Genomic DNA, 16,370 nt, shown 5'->3' with positions numbered 1-16,370 from the left:
TTATGCTTTTTGTTTTATTTCTTTTTTCTCAAAAATCAGATGGCATTTGCTGGCGCGTACGGGTTATATTATTGACCAAACCATATTCCGACACCAGTCGAAACTGGATAATAGTTTTGCTTTGAGAGGGAATCAATATCAACAAGAAAAGAATACTCCGTAAATATTCTTCTCCTAAACAAGAACTTACTATCTTTGATAGTGGTCAAACTGAAAATTAAATACCCCATACATATTATTAGGATAAGCTAAAAATAGAAGGCTAAAATCTTAATTAAACAATATAAGTCATTACGTAATTACCAAAAACAATATGATTGACATCACCAATGACAAAGCTGAGATTATAAGCTTTCTAAGCACAACAATAAAGAAAATACGAAATAACTTCGGCAACCCGAAATCTATTAGTTTTTATTGTAAACCTTCAGAAGGTGCATTTACAATAAGTTTTAACATAAAGTCTGAAATCAAGGAAAAATATACTAATTCAATTGAATTTGAATACAAGGATATTGAATTTCTGTTCATGAAACATTGGAAAAAGGAATGTGAACAAGAAAAATCACAATGGAAATATTTTGAGGAAGATGGAATTTTTGAGGCGTCGGGACCACAAAAGCTCTACAACATTAACAGGTATTTATCTCATGTTTTTTGGACGATTATTAGGGAGTCAACCAGAGAAATAAACCTACCAACTACCTTGCTTTCCTTTGAATTTGAGGAACTAAATCACATTATTTTACATTCAAATCTTGAAAAGTTTGGAAGAATTATCACAAAGCTCTTTAGGGATGAAATTTTCAAACATTACCTAGAAGAGCGCACGCAGTACACAAATCCTGATTTCATCCAATCTATACAGCAAAATTCACCCTATATGTATGAAACATATATAGCACACAAGTCTTATTTTTACTCCAGCTTGACGAATGATCAAATTGAAAATTTAGATAAAATTATTCTCGGGATTATTGATTCTATTGCCTTCAATGTAATGAGAGGTTTGGACGAAAATGATGATGTAGAATCAGGGATTTCCTTAATCGTTGACAATAGGGATGTCAGACAACTACCATTGATAGGGAATGGGAATCTTTCAGGTGAATACCTCGATTGGGTAGAGAGATTTAGCAAATATGGTGGGTTTAAGTCATAAAAATTACTAAATTTTTATAAAGAGAGGTAAATAAATGAGAGCGTTGCTTTTGTAACGTTGAGGTTATACTTCATTGTAAAAACAAATCAGGAACCCACATAAAATGGTTCGAAAAGTATAAGAAATAACGTAATTGTTTAGGCAACCTGTAAAAAAAACAAACAATTGACAATCAATTAGTTATCATTTATATTGTTAACCAATTGTGTAAAAAATGTCGCATTTTTTTGAATTTTCGAGGTTCCCTTAAGTCACAAATTATACTATTCTAACTGGAAAACGGCCTTTAAATTGTACTTTTTAAGTAAAAAGAGTACCTAAACAGTTACAAATTAATTATACATTTGCATTGCTATAGAAAGAGAATAATAATATATCAACCTTTGATCTACATAACTTCTACTTATCCCTCAAATGACAATAAAAGAAGCGATTTTAAAAAGTTTAGACGACCTAAATAAGCTGGCAAATTCAATTGAAATTTGTACGCATATTCTTGAAAATAGCTATTATGAATTTACTGGAAAAACGCCCGCCGCTACGATTTCGGCCCAATTGGGCGACTTTATCCGCAATGAAGACACCAGAGTAAAACGTATTAAGCAGCCTAACGGTACTTATTATTATTACTTGACAAAAAACGAACAAAATATTGGGATTGATATTTTGAGTGGTGATACCGAAGTAACCCCAACAAAGCCAACCAAAGCCAACAAGTTACAGACCTACGAAGAACGAGATTTACATAAACTTCTGAGTAGTTATCTCAAAAATACGGATACTTATTCAAAGACTATCTTTCACGAACAATCAAACGGAAAAGACAGTAATCAGATTTGGACGCATCCCGATATGGTCGGGATTAAGTTCTTGAATTTGCAGACGAAAGCAAGTCAAAATCTTTTAAAATCTATCAATCGAGTCGATACTTTTAAGCTCAGTTCTTATGAACTTAAAAAAGAAATCAATAGCGATAGCGAACTGAAGAAGGCATTTTTTCAGGCAGTTTCAAATTCGAGTTGGGCAAATTACGGCTATTTAGTAGCATTTGAGTTTCGCGACAGCTTAAACGAAGAAATGGCGCGGCTTAATCAGTCTTTTGGAATTGGGATTATTAAATTAAACGCCAACCCTTATCAAAGTAAAGTGCTTTATCCGTCTGTTTTTCGGGAGTTGGACTTTAAGACAATCGACAAACTTTGTAAGATAAACAAAGACTTTGAAAGGTTTATCGAACAAACCGAGAAGCTAATGACTGCTAGTGAAAAATACGTGGCAGGAGCAGAAAAAGAATTGGAAGAATTTTGTGACAGCTACTTTAAGAATGACTCAGAAGTTGACAATTATTGCCGCGAAAAACATATTCCCACCAACGAAGAATAACCTCCCCACTGTCTACCACCCTTTACTATTAACTCCTTTGCGGTGAATAGCCCTCCTAAACACCGCAAATTTGCGGCGAATAAGTCGTATATTTACCGCAAACTAGTTTTAGGCAATGGCAAAGTACATCTATGAACATAAAAATTGGACGAATTTTTCTTGGAATGATAAAGCCATAAATGTCATATTTGGTGAGGTTCGCCTGATGCAAGGCAAAATCATTGGGCAAATGAATGCTTTGGGATTTTCTGCCAAAGAAGAAGCTACCCTTACCGCATTAACTTTAGACGTAGTAAAATCTTCTGAAATCGAAGGCGAATTGCTTAACTACGACCAAGTACGTTCATCCATAGCTAGGCGTTTAGGTATCAATACCGCAGGACTTGTACCAAGCAATCGCCATATAGAAGGGGTAGTAGAAATGATGCTTGATGCTACCCAACGACATACTTTGCCCTTAACCGAAAAACGTTTGTTGGGCTGGCATGCTGCACTTTTCCCTACCGGCTACAGTGGGCCTTATAAGATTGAAGTAGGGCAATATAGAACAGGTGAGATGCAAGTAGTTTCGGGGGCAATGGGCAAAGAAAAAATACATTATGAAGCCTTAAAGCCTGAACTTGTAAAGATAGAAATGGATAAGTTCTTAGAGTGGTACAATACCAAAGATAATCTTGATCTGGTACTAAAAGCAGCTATCGCTCACTTTTGGTTTATTATTATCCATCCTTTTGATGACGGAAATGGCCGAATTGGAAGAGCTATAACAGATATGTTGCTTGCCCGCGCAGAAGGTAGCGGCGAGCGTTTTTACAGTATGTCGAGTCAAATTTTAATAGAACGAAAACAATATTACGAAGTATTGCAAAATGTGCAACATAGCACAGGAGATATTACCAAATGGCTCGAATGGTTTTTAAATTGCTTGAAAAATGCGATGCTCGCTACCGAAACCACCACTCAAGCAATACTACATAAAGCTGAATTTTGGAAACGACACAAACATACGTCTATCAATGAAAGGCAGCGACTAATGTTAAACAAACTTTTTGATGGTTTTGAAGGGAAACTACAAACTTCAAAATGGGCTAAAATTACTAAAACCTCAACCGATACCGCTTTAAGAGATATAAAAGATTTGATAGAAAAAGGTATTTTGCAGCAAACAAATGAAGGCGGTCGAAGTATAAATTATGAATTAGCCGACCAATAAACTCACACCTCTGTCTATCATGAAAACAATGCTTTTTGCACTCTTGATACTGTTGTTTACTCCCTGCCATGCCCAACAACAAATTTATTGAAAATGCAGTATTACCTTTATAGAGTTATCTAGTGCTTTCATGAGCAACGCGTAAACCCACCCACCTACCACTCTATTTTCACCCAATTTTCTCCAGATTTGTTTGCACTGGTATTTTTTTATTTATCTTTGTCGCTAAGATACTTTTGTACTAAGATATATTATGAAAATTAATAAGATCATAGAAGTAAGGAAAATCAGCCAACAATACGCTTACACCTCTCTGCAACTGCACGAAACCATTGCACGGAATGCTGGTTTTGTTGGAACAGACCATAAATACCTAGGTTTTTTTCTGCAAAAAGGTAGTCTAACCGCAGGCGAACTCGCCAAACTGACGGGGCTTACTACGGGAGCCGTGACAGGGCTTATTGATAGATTTGAAAAAAAAGAACTTGTAAAACGAGAATTTGACAAGAATGATAGACGAAAGGTGATGATTGTACCAGACGCTCAAAAAATCACTGCCTTACTCGAACCATTGTATAAAGAATTCCAACAACAAACTGAAAATCTGATTGCGAGCTTTTCCGAACAAGAAATCGAAGTCATTGCCTCTTACTTGAGTAAAAGCATGGAACTGATGAAAGAGACAAAAAACAAGTTTAATCCATAACCCCGAAAGACCATGATAAACAAGCAAGAACTTACCCATGATGATAAACTTCCAGTATATTATCATGGTACAAAAGCCGATCTAAAGCAAGGCGATTTGATTGAAGTGGGGTTTCATTCCAATTATGGAAAAAGAAACAAAGCAAAGTATATTTATCTCACCGCCACTTTGGAAGCCGCTATTTGGGGTGCCGAACTGGCCGTAGGTGAAGGACGGGAGAGGATTTATATCGTAGAACCTACTGGCTCTATTGAAGATGACCCTAATCTGACCGATAAAAAATTTCCGGGAAACCCTACTAAATCTTATCGCTCATTGAGTCCTTTTAAAGTAATAGGCGAAATAACAGAATGGCAAGGCCACACCACTGAGCAACTCAACGCCATGAAGCAAAGCCTCCAAAGGCTTAAAGAACAGGGCATCGAAGCCATTGAAGATTAGGAAATCGGTACATTTTTCGGTCGTCTTTGTCAACAATTGCTTAACACAACCAATCAATTTTTTTCATGCTACCCACCGAAAAAATAATACATTTTCTGCAACAAAAAGTAGAAGTAACTACCGAGGAAGCAGCGGTTTTTGGGGAAGCTTTTCAGGCTAAGATACTCCGCAAAAAACAACTGGTAATTCAACCAACGTTTACGGCAAAGTATCGCTATTATGTAGTAAAGGGAGCACTTCGTTCGTTTATTATAGATCAAAAGGGCGAAGAAAATACCATTGCGCTTGCTATCGAAGACTGGTGGATTACAGATTACAACAGCTATATCTATCAGCAGCCTGCCACGTTGTTTGTGGAGGCTATCTCCAACAGTACCGTGCTACAACTGAGCTACGAAAACGAACAAAAACTTAAAGCTGCCAATCCAAAATTTGAGACCTTCTTTAGAATCATTGCCGAGCGGGGCCTTGCCTCCCAACAACGCCGATTGATTGCTAATCTCACCCAATCGGCCGAAGAACGCTACGAAAACTTTGCAAAACTATACCCTCAATTTGTCAACGAAATACCACAGTATATTATCGCTTCCTATCTCGGCATGTCTACCGAATTTCTCTCTAAAATTCGTAATCATAAACTCAACCGCAAAAGTTGAACTACTTCAACTTTATTTCTTAAGCTAGTTCATTTTTTAGCCGCTATGTAAGACCGACTTTTGCTTTATCAAAAAGGTGTTATAGAAATACACCTTGTATTAAACTTCTAATTATAAGCAATATGGAACGCGTCATCTGGATTATATTAGCTTTTGTAGCGGGGGCATTTTTACCTATGCAAGCGGGCATGAACAACAAATTAGCAAAAACAGGCGGGAGTCCTGTTCATGCTTCTATGATTTCATTTGCCATTGGAGTTTTGGCATTAGTGGCTTACATATTCTTAACCTCTCAAAATATATCCTGGAAAGGCATCAAAGAGGCTCCTACCTACGCATGGGCGGGTGGTGTTTTGGGGGCTTTTTATGTGACTGTGATTGTATTAGCTTTTCCCAAAATTGGCCCTGGTCTGACTTTCGGATTAGTAGTGACAGGGCAATTGTTGATATCAATGCTTATGGAGCATTTTCAAATCATGGGTGCACAACCACAATCTATCAGTGTAGGAAGAATCATAGGTCTAGTGCTGATTGTGGGAGGAGTAATCATGATGAAGAAGTTTTGAAGCTGATAATTTTCGATTTGTTGATTCAGGGCATCAAGTCGCATTGGGACTCACTTGGGATTGCTTCCCTCCTTTCACTATGGGTAAGTTGGCCGACTAATTTGTATCTTTAGGCGTCACTTTCTACTGCCTCAGCTTTTTTACGACTATGAACAAAGACCTGATTTTGCGAGAAAAACTAGCGCTTCAAAGAACAATCCTGTCCAATCAGACTACTTTTTTAGCCTTCTTACGGACTTCTATGTATTTCTTAGTTGCGGGCCTGACTATCAACAATCTGCTAGAAGTATCTTATGGGCTTGTGATAGAATACGTCTTTATTTTCATCTCTTTTATCCTTTTTGTAGTGGGGGTATTCAATTACCGAACCCAACACAAAAAAATCTTAGACAGCGAAAAGCACATTGGGGATTATAAAGATGAATATAGCAAACACTAGCCTAAAACATTCTTGTGAGTATATCTTCGATTATATAAAGGCTCTCTGTTGTAAAGTTCAAAGAAATGCTTTTTGAACTCAAAAAGCCTATTGAAATCCTACCACGTAAAAGGGCATTTTTAATCTTTAGAATTTTTTTGGGCAAAAAATTGCGTAGTCAAATAACTACATATAAATTTGTAGTCAAATGACTACACAATGAATCTACGACGTGATGTTTTTCAAGCCATAGCCGACCCTACCCGAAGGGCTATCCTTCTGCTAGTGGCTACCCAATCCATGACAGCAGGTGCTATCGCAGCCAATTTTGATACTGCTCGCCCGACCGTGTCGAAACACTTACAAATCCTGACCGAATGCGAACTCCTCCAACAACAACAAAACGGTCGCGAAATTTACTATCACATCAATGCCAAGAAAATGAAAGAAGTCGCTGACTTTATTGAGCCGTTTCGCCAAATGTGGGATGAGCGTTTCAACAAACTCGAAGCCATTATGCAAGCCTACAAAACAAAAGAATAGAGGGCAAACTCTTTTTCAATTAGCTTATTTTCACCATGATACACAAAACAAAAATACAGGCCGAAGACGGCAAACAGGAGCTGACAATCACGCGGGAATTTGAACTTCCTGTCGAGCTGCTTTTCAAAGCATATGTGGAGCCAGAAATCGTAGCACAGTGGATGGGGACGAAGGTCTTAAAACTCGAAAGCAAAGTGCACGGCAGCTACCAATTCGAAACGAGTAATCCGCAAGGAAATGTAGTATTTCGTTCCAATGGCGTCATTCATGAGTTTGTGATGAATCAAAAAATCACCCGCACCTTTGAAATGGAAAATACGCCTTTTGCTCCTCAGCTTGAGTTTTTGGAGTTTGAAGCTCTCTCCCCTACTACCAGCAAACTCACCATGCATATAATCTACAAGTCGGTGGCGCTTCGCGATCAGATGTTACAACTGCCTTTTGCCCAAGGACTTAATATGGCTCACAACCGATTACAATCTATCCTCAATCCCGTCAAATAAAACCTTATGACAAAGCGAAATAAAATCATCTATTGGGTAGCTACCTTGTGGCTTGCCTTGGGAATGCTATCTAGCGGCATCGTCCAACTCATTCATCTAGACGAAGAAGCCAAGCTTTTTGAGCATTTGGGTTATCCGCTTTACTTCCTGACAATCCTTGGAATTTGGAAAATTTTGGGAGTGACGGCGGTACTTATTCCCCAATTCCCTCTTCTGAAAGAATGGACTTATGCGGGCTTTTTCTTTGCCATGTCGGGAGCGGTGATTTCGCATATTGCCGTAGGCGACGCCCTTCTCGAAAGTTTTGGACCTCTATTATTGATAATTCTGACGGTCGTATCGTGGTATTTTAGACCCGCTGACAGAAAAATAATTTCCTTAAATCAATAAAAACATTTTCCCATGAACAACAAAAACTTACCCCAAGAACGGCGCGAAGAGCTATTTGGTATCTTGAAAACTCGTTTTGAGAAAAACATGAATCGTCATCAAGGCATCGAATGGGACAAAATACGAGTCAAACTAGAAGCGAATCCAGAAAAACTCTGGTCGCTCAACGAAATGGAAGAAACTGAAGGCGAGCCCGATGTAGTAGGCTATGATGCTCATACCGACGAATACATTTTTTTTGATTGCTCAGCCGAAAGTCCCAAAGGTCGTCGCAGCCTCTGCTACGACCGTGAAGCACTGGAAGCAAGAAAAGAATACAAACCTGCCGATAGTGCTATCGACATGGCCACGGATATGGGCATTGAGCTTTTGACAGAAGACCAATATCGAGTATTGCAAAGCTTAGGTAAATTTGATACCAAAACCTCAAGTTGGCTGCTCACTCCACCCGATATGAGAAAACTCGGCGGAGCTATTTTTGGAGATTTTCGATTTGGACGGGTTTTTGTTTATCACAATGGCGTCCAATCTTACTATAGCGCTAGAGGATTTAGAGGAGCATTGCGGGTATGAGAAACTAAGAAAAAATGTGAAACTTATTGGTAAAGTGGTAGTGTTATAGGGAAGGTAGAGCCTAGGCTCTACTTTGTAACAACAGCCATTTAAAACCAATTTTCATGAAATACTTCCTGTTTTTAGTCACTTTGTTGGCATCTTTCTATGGTCAAGCTCAAAGCGAGCCTACTTTGTTTGAACCAGAACGCATCTCAAACGGTGGTGTTTTTGGACTCACGATTTCGCCTGATTCACAAATAGCCCTTTGGGTGAGTTCCAATGGCAAACGTGACACACTAAAAATCATGGAATCGCACAAAATCAAAGGACAATGGTCATCCCCAACGGTAGCATCCTTTTCGACCGCCCAAGGCCAATGGAAAGACATTGACCCAATGTTTAGTCCTGATGGCAAAACAGTACTCTTTCAATCTACCCGCACCACAGGTCGTGCTGCCCAAAGAACAGATTTTGATATTTGGGCGGTGACAAGACTTAAAAAAGGTTGGAGCGAACCATATCATCTTGGCAACGTTATCAACAGCGAAGAATCTGAGTCGTATGCTTCAATGGCCAAAAACAAGAATATCTACTTCATGAAAGAAAACGAAGATAAAATAGGCAAATCAGACATCTACGTATCAGAATATAAAAACGGTGCCTATCAAACTCCCAAAAATGTAGGTTTGCCCATAAATACCGCCGCCAGAGAATCCAATCCGTTTGTGAGTCCAGATGAAGATTACCTTATTTATTTTTCATCCGACTCTACAGGTTATGGAGAAGTAGATTTGTTTATTAGTATAAAAAAAGAAGGTAAGTGGACAACTCCCCAAAACTTGGGTCAACCTATCAATTCTAGCATGGCAGAATTTTGTCCTTTTGTTCATCAAAAAGAAAAAAAACTGTACTTCTCTAGGCAACAGAAACAACCCAATAAACTTAAAGAAGATATATATTCGGTAGATTTTGATATTCGGAAATACTTACCTTAACTATTGGTACCTTTAGCTTGGATAAATCAATTTGGCAATTAGCCATTGCAAATCAATAAGTCAAAGCAACCAATACACTAAATCACTGATTATCAACACAAACAACAATATAGTGATTTGCACCAGAGGCATCGTAGCGGTACAAAATCCGCTATGATGCCTTTTTTATTGATGACTTTCGATTTAATGCGGCCTCCTAAAATCTAAATTAACGTGACGAAGGATATTAAGACTTTCAATACAGATGAGTTTATAGGGTCTTTTATGAAGCCGGACCCTAAACTTAAAGAAATAATCAAACAAGATTATGGGCGTTTTTTCATGGTTAACGTACAAGATCTCATCAAAATATCTAAACTTCCCGTGCCTCCCACTCGTGGTCATACTCATATCTTGATTTATCTGACAAGTGGCGTAGCTACCATGCGAATTGGGGCTTATCCCGTCCAAATACATAAAAATGAATGCTTGATAGTAGCAGCGGGACAGGTGTTTAGTTATGACCAATACGAGGTAAACGAAGGTTTTTTGTGTAGTTTCGACGACAGTTTTCTAACGGGCAAAATAGGAAGCAGCGACCTTATTAAAGAGTTTGAATTTTTGACGATTTGGGGTAATCCTATTATCCGGCCTACTCCCCCCGTTGCCAATTATCTACGTCAAACCTTTGAAAGAATCCATGACGAATATGCACAAAATGGATTGAAAAACCCCAACATAATTCAATCTTATTTAATCGCTGCTCTTTGCGATCTAAATACGACTTATCAACCGCTCTCCAACAGTGAAAATAAAAAGGCAGTAGCTTTGGTTAATCATTTCAAAGAATTACTTTACCAATACATTCATACCAAACATCAGGTGACGGACTATGCCTCTATGCTCAATGTAAGTCCTAATCACCTCAATAAAATTATAAAACAAATTACCCAAAAATCTCCTTCTCGGTGGATTGATGAGACTTTGGTGACAGAAGCCAAAGTGTTGCTTTTCCAAACCAGCCATTCTATTAGCGATATTGCGGCTCAACTAGGAATGTATGATGCTTCTTATTTTAGTCGATTATTTAAAAAATACGAAAAATTGACACCTATGCAATATCGAAAAATGATTGAAAAATCCTGATTTTAGGTGTATCTGTCCTACTCTTCACAACCATTTCAGACGACCTTTGCCTAAATTTTAAAAGCAAAGAAATGTACCTTATTTTACTTACTTTACATTCGGTATTCAGATGGTTGGTCTTGCTTGCGCTGCTTGCTTCTATCTATCGAGCGTGGAGTGGCTACTCACACGCTCTCCCTTTTTCCAAAACCGATAATTCGCTGCGGCATTGGACTGCCACTATCGCTCATTTACAATTGACCATAGGACTTATTCTTTATAGCCAAAGTCCTATTATCCAATCATTTTGGAGCAATTCGACAAAAGGGATTCAGTATTGGGAGCTCACTTTTTTTAGCCTGATTCATTCCTTACTCATGATTGGGGCGGTGATATGCGTCACCATTGGGTCGGCCTTGGCAAAGAGAAAACCGACCGACAAAGAAAAGTATCAAACCATACTTATGTGGTTTAGCATTACGCTTTTCATCATTTTTATCGCCATACCTTGGCCCTTTTCTCCCCTTGCCCACCGACCCTATTTTAGATCTTTCTAATCATGTTGACTTATTTCAAAACTCCTATTGGTCGATTACGACTTTTGGCTTTCTTAGAAGGCGTTTCTCTCCTCATATTGGTATTTGTCGCTGTTCCTCTCAAGTATTTTGCTCATTTCCCAGTGATGGTCAAAATCCTTGGCCCTATACACGGTGCTTTGTTTTTGCTTTTTGTTTTCAATACATTCCAAGTGGGCATTGAGCAACAATGGAAATTCAAAGAAATTACTTGGAAGATATTGGTTGGTTGCTTTATTCCTTTTGGCACATTTTATATTGATGCTAAAATCCTTCGTCCACTTTACAGAAAGCAATGAACAGGTTGGTAGAGTCTAACTGACTTCTAACCTTCAACACAAAATCAGGCAGCTTCAAGGAGGCAGTCTGTCTTGATACATTCATCTGTCACCTAATTTATCTAATCCTTAAATTTCAAACCAAAGACTTACCAAGTTTATACTCTTCCGCATCCAAAACTTGGCAAGTCAAACCACCTACAAATCAAAGACTTGCCAAGTTTATAATAGTCATAGCAAGTCTAAAGGGGAATGGTTGTTGGCTTTCCTTTTTGCACCGTGATTGTTTTGGTGTTTTTGCCGTATTTTACGCTGACCGTACCGCCTAGTTTCGATGATACTTGCGCGTGGGTCAACTGCCCGTTTTTCCATTTTATATCCACCACATAACCGCCTCTGGCACAAAGTCCTTTAACCTCGCCGTCTTTCCAAGCCGAGGGTAAGGCGGGCAAAAGTTCGATGTTTCCGTCGTGGCTTTGAACGAGCATTTCGGCCAAACCTGCCGTTGCGCCAAAATTTCCGTCTATTTGAAAAGGTGGGTGAAGATTAAAGAAATTGGGCGCTGATTTTTGTTTCAAAATAATATTGAAGTTTTTCAATCCTTCATCACCGTTTCTTAGCCTTGCCCAAAAATTGGTTACCCAAGCCGCACTCCAACCCGTTTGGCTCGCTCCGCCTCCGTTGGCTAAGCGATATTCCAGCGATTTTTTGGCCGCTTCTACCAATTGTGGCGTTTGAGTGTAATTAAACGCATTGCCAGGATAAAGCGCGTACAAATGTGACATGTGACGGTGTCCTAGCTCCACTTCTTTGTACTCTTTAGCCCACTCCATCACGCGCCCGTCAGAACCAATTTTTACGGGCTGTAGCTTTTTGCGGGCGGCTTTCAACTCTTCTATAAAAGCATCTTTGTCGTTAAGAATCTCAGCGGCACTGATGACGTTTCCAAAAAGCTCGTCAATAATTTCTTGGTCGTGCGCGGGGCCCATACTGATAGAGCCTCGGCTACCATCGGGGGCAACAAAAGCGTTTTCGGGCGAAGACGCAGGCCCCGACACCAGCAGCCCCGACTCACGGTCAACGACCAACCAAGCTTTGTAAAAACGAGCGGCGTTTTTCAACGTGCTATACACCGACTGCAAATAGTTTTTATCCCTCGTAAACGCATAATGCTCCCACAAATGCTGGCAAATCCAGCCACTCGCCCCCGACGTCAATCCCCACGAAGGGTGCTCGCCAGGCGAGGTAAAACCCCAGACGTTCACAATCGGATTTACACTCCAGCCTGGTAACCCAAACTGGACAGAAGCCGATTTGGTGGCGGGTTTTTCGATGTCCTTGATGAACTGCGTCATCGACAAATGCAACTCGCTAAGATTGGTAACTTCCGCAGGCCAATAATTCATCTGAATGTTGATATTGGTGTGGTAATCGCCATTCCAAGGTGTCTGGATTTTGTTGGCCCAAATCCCTTGAAGGTTGGCAGGGAGGGTATTTTCGCGGGTTGATGAAATCAACAAATAGCGACCAAATTGGAAATACAGTTGCGACAAATGATTGTCATTTTCGGTGGTTTTAAGACCCAAAAGTCGCTCATCTGTTGGAACATTATCGGCCGTTTCGCTCAACGTCAACGCTACCCGATTGAAGTACTTTTGGTAGTCGGCAAGATGCTCTTTTTTGGTTTGAACGTAAGGCTGCGCAAACGCCTTTTTCAAATTGGCCGCCGTAATCCCTTGGTAATCTCGCCCTTTGTAAATGGGATAATTGGGCAGGTAATCGGTTGAAGCCGTGAGGTATAAAATCACTTCGTTGGCATTTTTAACCACCAATTTGTTATCCAAAAACGACTGCGTTCCTCCGTTTAACTTGGCTTTGAGCCGCGTCATATACTGCATTCCGTCTGCGCCTTGGCCGTTGTGCAACGCGCCAAACATCCGTAATTCGCCGTCGGCTGCTTCGGTTGTAAACCGCTCAGGACGATTGAGGGAAGCAGTAAAACTAATAGCGCCCGCTTTGTTGGCCGTCAGGCGAACCACCAGCGCATTCAAAGGCCCACTAACAAAATACTCGCGTTTGTAAGTCACGCCGTCTTGGGTATAGCTGACATTGGCAACGGCCTCGTTTAAGTTCAAATCTCGGTAATACGACTGATAATCACCCTGTTTCCCAAAATCCAACCACAAATCGCCCAAGGTTTGAAAGCAGCCAAAAGGCACATTCGCTCCGTTTCCCTGCCCCGAACCCTTGCCATTACAAATTTGGGTTTTGTTGGTCAACGCCGTTGCTTCTTTAAATTTTCCTTCAAAAAGTAAGTTGCGGATTTCATCCAAATACTTGGGTGCTTCAGGATTATCGTTGTCAAATGGGCTACCGCTCCAGAGCGTTTTTTCGTTGAGCTGAACGCGCTCTTTGTTGACATCTCCAAACACCATTGCGCCGATGTTTCCGTTCCCAATCGGCAAAGCTTTGAGCCATTCTTGGTCATCTTTCCAGCCTTCTTTGCTGTCGGGTGTGGTGGCAGAAGCGGGTTGCTTGTACCAAAGCTTCAAAGGTTGTTTTTGGCCATAAACTGTCCCAACGACTGCGAGACATAAACCGATTTTAATAAGTACTTTTAACATAAAAAGCGATATTTAGGGTTTTATTCTAACCGATGTCTTGTACTGAGGCATTACTTCTATGGCGTTGAAAGAAGGCCCTGTTTTCTTGATATTATTGGCTAACTCCACCGAAATGCCTGTTATATTATTATTCCAATCTGCTAAACGCACACTCAGCGGCCCGTATGGAAGGTAATTTTTTAAGCCCAACAACCACGGAGTTCCATTGAAAAGGTGGTCAGTTTTAAGCTTTTCGCCTTGCCACATTTCGGCTTGCCCGCCTCGATAATCTACCTTCACAAACACATCATTGATATAAGCAGGAAAGGCTTCCGCACTACCGATTTCGATGTTATTTGTTGCCAATTTTTTTATGCTTAATGCTGGTTGCTTTTGGGGAACACCTACGGTATAATTGTCCCACACTGTCGATTCAGTCTTCTTCTTAAGTGTTTCGAGCGCTAATGTATTCGCAGGATAAATCTTAAAAACGAAGGTGGGTAGCTTCAACTGCAACAACGCTATTTCATTATTTTTCACTACCATATCAGCTTCTGAAAGCACCAATGCTTGCTTTCCATTTAGGTTTACACGCCACGCATTTTCAGCTTCGGTACGCGTCAAAAACACCAACGTAACCCGCTTTCCTTCCCCATTTTTAAGTTCAATGACACTTGCTTTGGGAGAAGACACAACATCCAAATCACCTTCTTTACGAAATGACCACCCAGCCGACTTCATCTCTTTTATGGTAGTTCTATCTAGTGCAACTTGCGGCTCAACGCCTTTGAGTTTTTGAAAAAATACCATCAAATTCCCCTCGTTTTCGACCTTGGCGAAAGGTTGCGCAAGGGCATATTTTACCAAAATACCGTTAAGATTGAGGTTAAAGGGCAAAATCGGGGATGTTTGTCCTTTCAGCGTAAACTTCGGAAAGTTAATGGTCTCATGAGAGAGTTTTACCTGCAAAGCCACTTGTTTATCGGGCATCGGAACCCGCACTTGGGCATTACAGAAGAATACAAATCCCTGATTGTTTTTGACCCTTCCAATGTACCTCACTTGCTCCGTATTCAATTCATCGTGCAGGGGATTTGGGGCCTCTACGACCTTCATTTGCACCAATTCTTTGCCGAAATCATTGGCAAAATGGTGCAAAATCTTTAAGTATTTATAGGAAGGCCGCAAATAGCCAAATTCGCTGATAGGCGCTTGGAAATCGTAATTTTCGGGGCAACCTGGTTCTTTCAATCCTGGCGATTGAGTACCACCATGAAACATATAATACCCCATCATGTTCATCCCTCGACCGATTTGGTTTTGGAGGTGTGCTTCCACGATGTAGGGTTCTACCACAAAACGGTTGGCGTACGTCACCTGACTCCCGCAGCCTTGTTCGCACATGCCTTTTGGAAAACGCTTGGTATCGTAATACACTTTACCGAGGGCGTCGGTCATAATCCATTGGTCGTTGCCATAGAGAAAATCTTTCGTGGCTTTTCCCCCGCCTTTTTCCCAGCCACGGTAGGGATAGCCACCTTGGAGCGGAATCACCTCTACTTTGGTGTCATCAAAAACCGTATTGGCCGTCACTGACCAATAAACAGGCTCAATTTTGCTGGAAAGCGCCATTTTCTTCAAGGTGGAGATGTGCTCCGCCTGTCCAGAAGCATATTCATTTTCAAGCTGTACTCCAATGATAGGGCCGCCATTTTTGAAGTAAAGACCGCTTGTTTGTTCCCCAATTTGTTGAAAAAACCGAGAAGCCTCCGCTAAATAAGTTGGGTCATTAGAGCGCTTACCTTTCATTGAATTTATCCAATCGGGGTGCCCGCCGTGCAGTTGTTCCCCGTGAGACCACGGGCCAATTCGCAGCCAAACGTAAAGACCATGTTTACTACACAGTTCCACAAACCGCCGCAGGTTACGCCCTTTTTCCCAATCCCATTTACCCTTTTGGGTTTCATGTTCATTCCAGAAAATATAAGTCGCCACAATGCCCAAACCGCCACTTTTCATTTTCAAAAGTGCCGACTCCCAATCTTGGGGATTGACCCGATTGTAGTGAATTTCACCCATCAGTGGATACCACGGCTCGCCATTTTTGACAAAGTACTGATTGTTAACCGCCAACGTATTTCCTGAAGGATTTATGCCTTGCATTGGCAACGCCGTTGGGGTTGTTTTTTCAACCTTTGTCATATCCAATACGGCTAACTCTTGGGCTTGAACTGACGACAAGCCTGCCCAAAAAGTTAACCACAAACCCATTTTTTTTA

Annotated in this window: 18 protein-coding genes; 16 read left to right on the top strand and 2 right to left on the bottom strand. The window is 40.5% G+C overall.

The window, feature by feature from the left end; genetic code table 11:
• Positions 1-313: 313 nt before the first annotated feature.
• The 16 genes from G563_RS0126740 to G563_RS0126660 all read left to right on the top strand — a co-directional run bounded on the left by G563_RS0126740 (position 314) and on the right by G563_RS0126660 (position 11,509).
• Entirely contained in the window at positions 314-1,162 is an 849-nt protein-coding gene (locus tag G563_RS0126740) for a hypothetical protein (protein WP_028668036.1), read from the top strand.
• Between the two features lie 414 nt (positions 1,163-1,576).
• Positions 1,577-2,545 carry a hypothetical protein gene (locus G563_RS0126735; protein ID WP_028668035.1) on the top strand — a complete coding sequence of 323 codons (969 nt, stop codon included), beginning with the start codon at positions 1,577-1,579 and terminating at the stop codon, positions 2,543-2,545.
• A 115-nt stretch (positions 2,546-2,660) separates the two neighbouring features.
• On the top strand, positions 2,661-3,758 hold the full coding sequence (locus G563_RS0126730; RefSeq protein WP_028668034.1) for a Fic family protein: 1,098 nt from the start codon (positions 2,661-2,663) through the stop codon (positions 3,756-3,758).
• Positions 3,759-4,011: 253 nt separating this feature from the next.
• Positions 4,012-4,464, top strand: a complete 453-nt coding sequence (locus G563_RS0126725) for a MarR family winged helix-turn-helix transcriptional regulator (protein WP_028668033.1) — start codon at positions 4,012-4,014, stop codon at positions 4,462-4,464.
• 12 nt (positions 4,465-4,476) lie between these two features.
• Complete coding sequence (arr, locus tag G563_RS0126720; protein WP_028668032.1) at positions 4,477-4,905, top strand: NAD(+)--rifampin ADP-ribosyltransferase; 429 nt, start codon at positions 4,477-4,479, stop codon at positions 4,903-4,905.
• A gap of 65 nt (positions 4,906-4,970) precedes the next feature.
• Positions 4,971-5,561, top strand: coding sequence for a Crp/Fnr family transcriptional regulator (locus G563_RS0126715; RefSeq protein WP_028668031.1), 591 nt, complete (start codon positions 4,971-4,973; stop codon positions 5,559-5,561).
• 122 nt (positions 5,562-5,683) lie between these two features.
• Positions 5,684-6,127 carry a DMT family transporter gene (locus G563_RS0126710; RefSeq protein ID WP_028668030.1) on the top strand — a complete coding sequence of 148 codons (444 nt, stop codon included), beginning with the start codon at positions 5,684-5,686 and terminating at the stop codon, positions 6,125-6,127.
• A 148-nt stretch (positions 6,128-6,275) separates the two neighbouring features.
• On the top strand, positions 6,276-6,566 hold the full coding sequence (locus G563_RS0126705) for a DUF202 domain-containing protein (RefSeq protein WP_028668029.1): 291 nt from the start codon (positions 6,276-6,278) through the stop codon (positions 6,564-6,566).
• Positions 6,567-6,764: 198 nt separating this feature from the next.
• Positions 6,765-7,088, top strand: coding sequence for an ArsR/SmtB family transcription factor (locus tag G563_RS0126695; RefSeq protein WP_028668028.1), 324 nt, complete (start codon positions 6,765-6,767; stop codon positions 7,086-7,088).
• A 35-nt stretch (positions 7,089-7,123) separates the two neighbouring features.
• Positions 7,124-7,591: an SRPBCC family protein gene (locus G563_RS0126690; protein WP_028668027.1), complete on the top strand. Its 468-nt coding sequence runs from the start codon at positions 7,124-7,126 to the stop codon at positions 7,589-7,591.
• A 6-nt stretch (positions 7,592-7,597) separates the two neighbouring features.
• Positions 7,598-7,981, top strand: a complete 384-nt coding sequence (locus G563_RS0126685; RefSeq protein ID WP_028668026.1) for a DoxX family protein — start codon at positions 7,598-7,600, stop codon at positions 7,979-7,981.
• Positions 7,982-7,993: 12 nt separating this feature from the next.
• Complete coding sequence (locus G563_RS0126680) at positions 7,994-8,554, top strand: DUF4256 domain-containing protein (RefSeq protein ID WP_028668025.1); 561 nt, start codon at positions 7,994-7,996, stop codon at positions 8,552-8,554.
• Between the two features lie 104 nt (positions 8,555-8,658).
• On the top strand, positions 8,659-9,531 hold the full coding sequence (locus G563_RS35985) for a TolB-like translocation protein (RefSeq protein ID WP_051211231.1): 873 nt from the start codon (positions 8,659-8,661) through the stop codon (positions 9,529-9,531).
• A 213-nt stretch (positions 9,532-9,744) separates the two neighbouring features.
• Positions 9,745-10,656, top strand: coding sequence for a helix-turn-helix domain-containing protein (locus G563_RS0126670; RefSeq protein ID WP_157585632.1), 912 nt, complete (start codon positions 9,745-9,747; stop codon positions 10,654-10,656).
• A gap of 71 nt (positions 10,657-10,727) precedes the next feature.
• On the top strand, positions 10,728-11,192 hold the full coding sequence (locus G563_RS0126665) for a hypothetical protein (protein WP_028668023.1): 465 nt from the start codon (positions 10,728-10,730) through the stop codon (positions 11,190-11,192).
• Positions 11,193-11,194: 2 nt separating this feature from the next.
• Entirely contained in the window at positions 11,195-11,509 is a 315-nt protein-coding gene (locus tag G563_RS0126660; RefSeq protein ID WP_028668022.1) for a DUF3817 domain-containing protein, read from the top strand.
• Positions 11,510-11,730: 221 nt separating this feature from the next.
• On the opposite strand, the gene G563_RS0126655 is transcribed toward G563_RS0126660, so the two are convergent.
• Positions 11,731-14,112, bottom strand: a complete 2,382-nt coding sequence (locus G563_RS0126655) for a glycoside hydrolase family 95 protein (protein ID WP_028668021.1) — start codon at positions 14,110-14,112, stop codon at positions 11,731-11,733.
• Between the two features lie 12 nt (positions 14,113-14,124).
• Complete coding sequence (locus G563_RS0126650) at positions 14,125-16,362, bottom strand: beta-galactosidase (protein WP_169579815.1); 2,238 nt, start codon at positions 16,360-16,362, stop codon at positions 14,125-14,127.
• Between the last annotated feature and the right edge of the window lie 8 nt (positions 16,363-16,370).

The sequence above is a fragment of the Runella zeae DSM 19591 genome, assembly GCF_000423565.1.
Taxonomy (GTDB): domain Bacteria; phylum Bacteroidota; class Bacteroidia; order Cytophagales; family Spirosomataceae; genus Runella; species Runella zeae.
The sequence above is the reverse complement of the archived record's forward strand: the minus strand, read 5'-3'. Positions and strand labels throughout refer to the sequence as shown.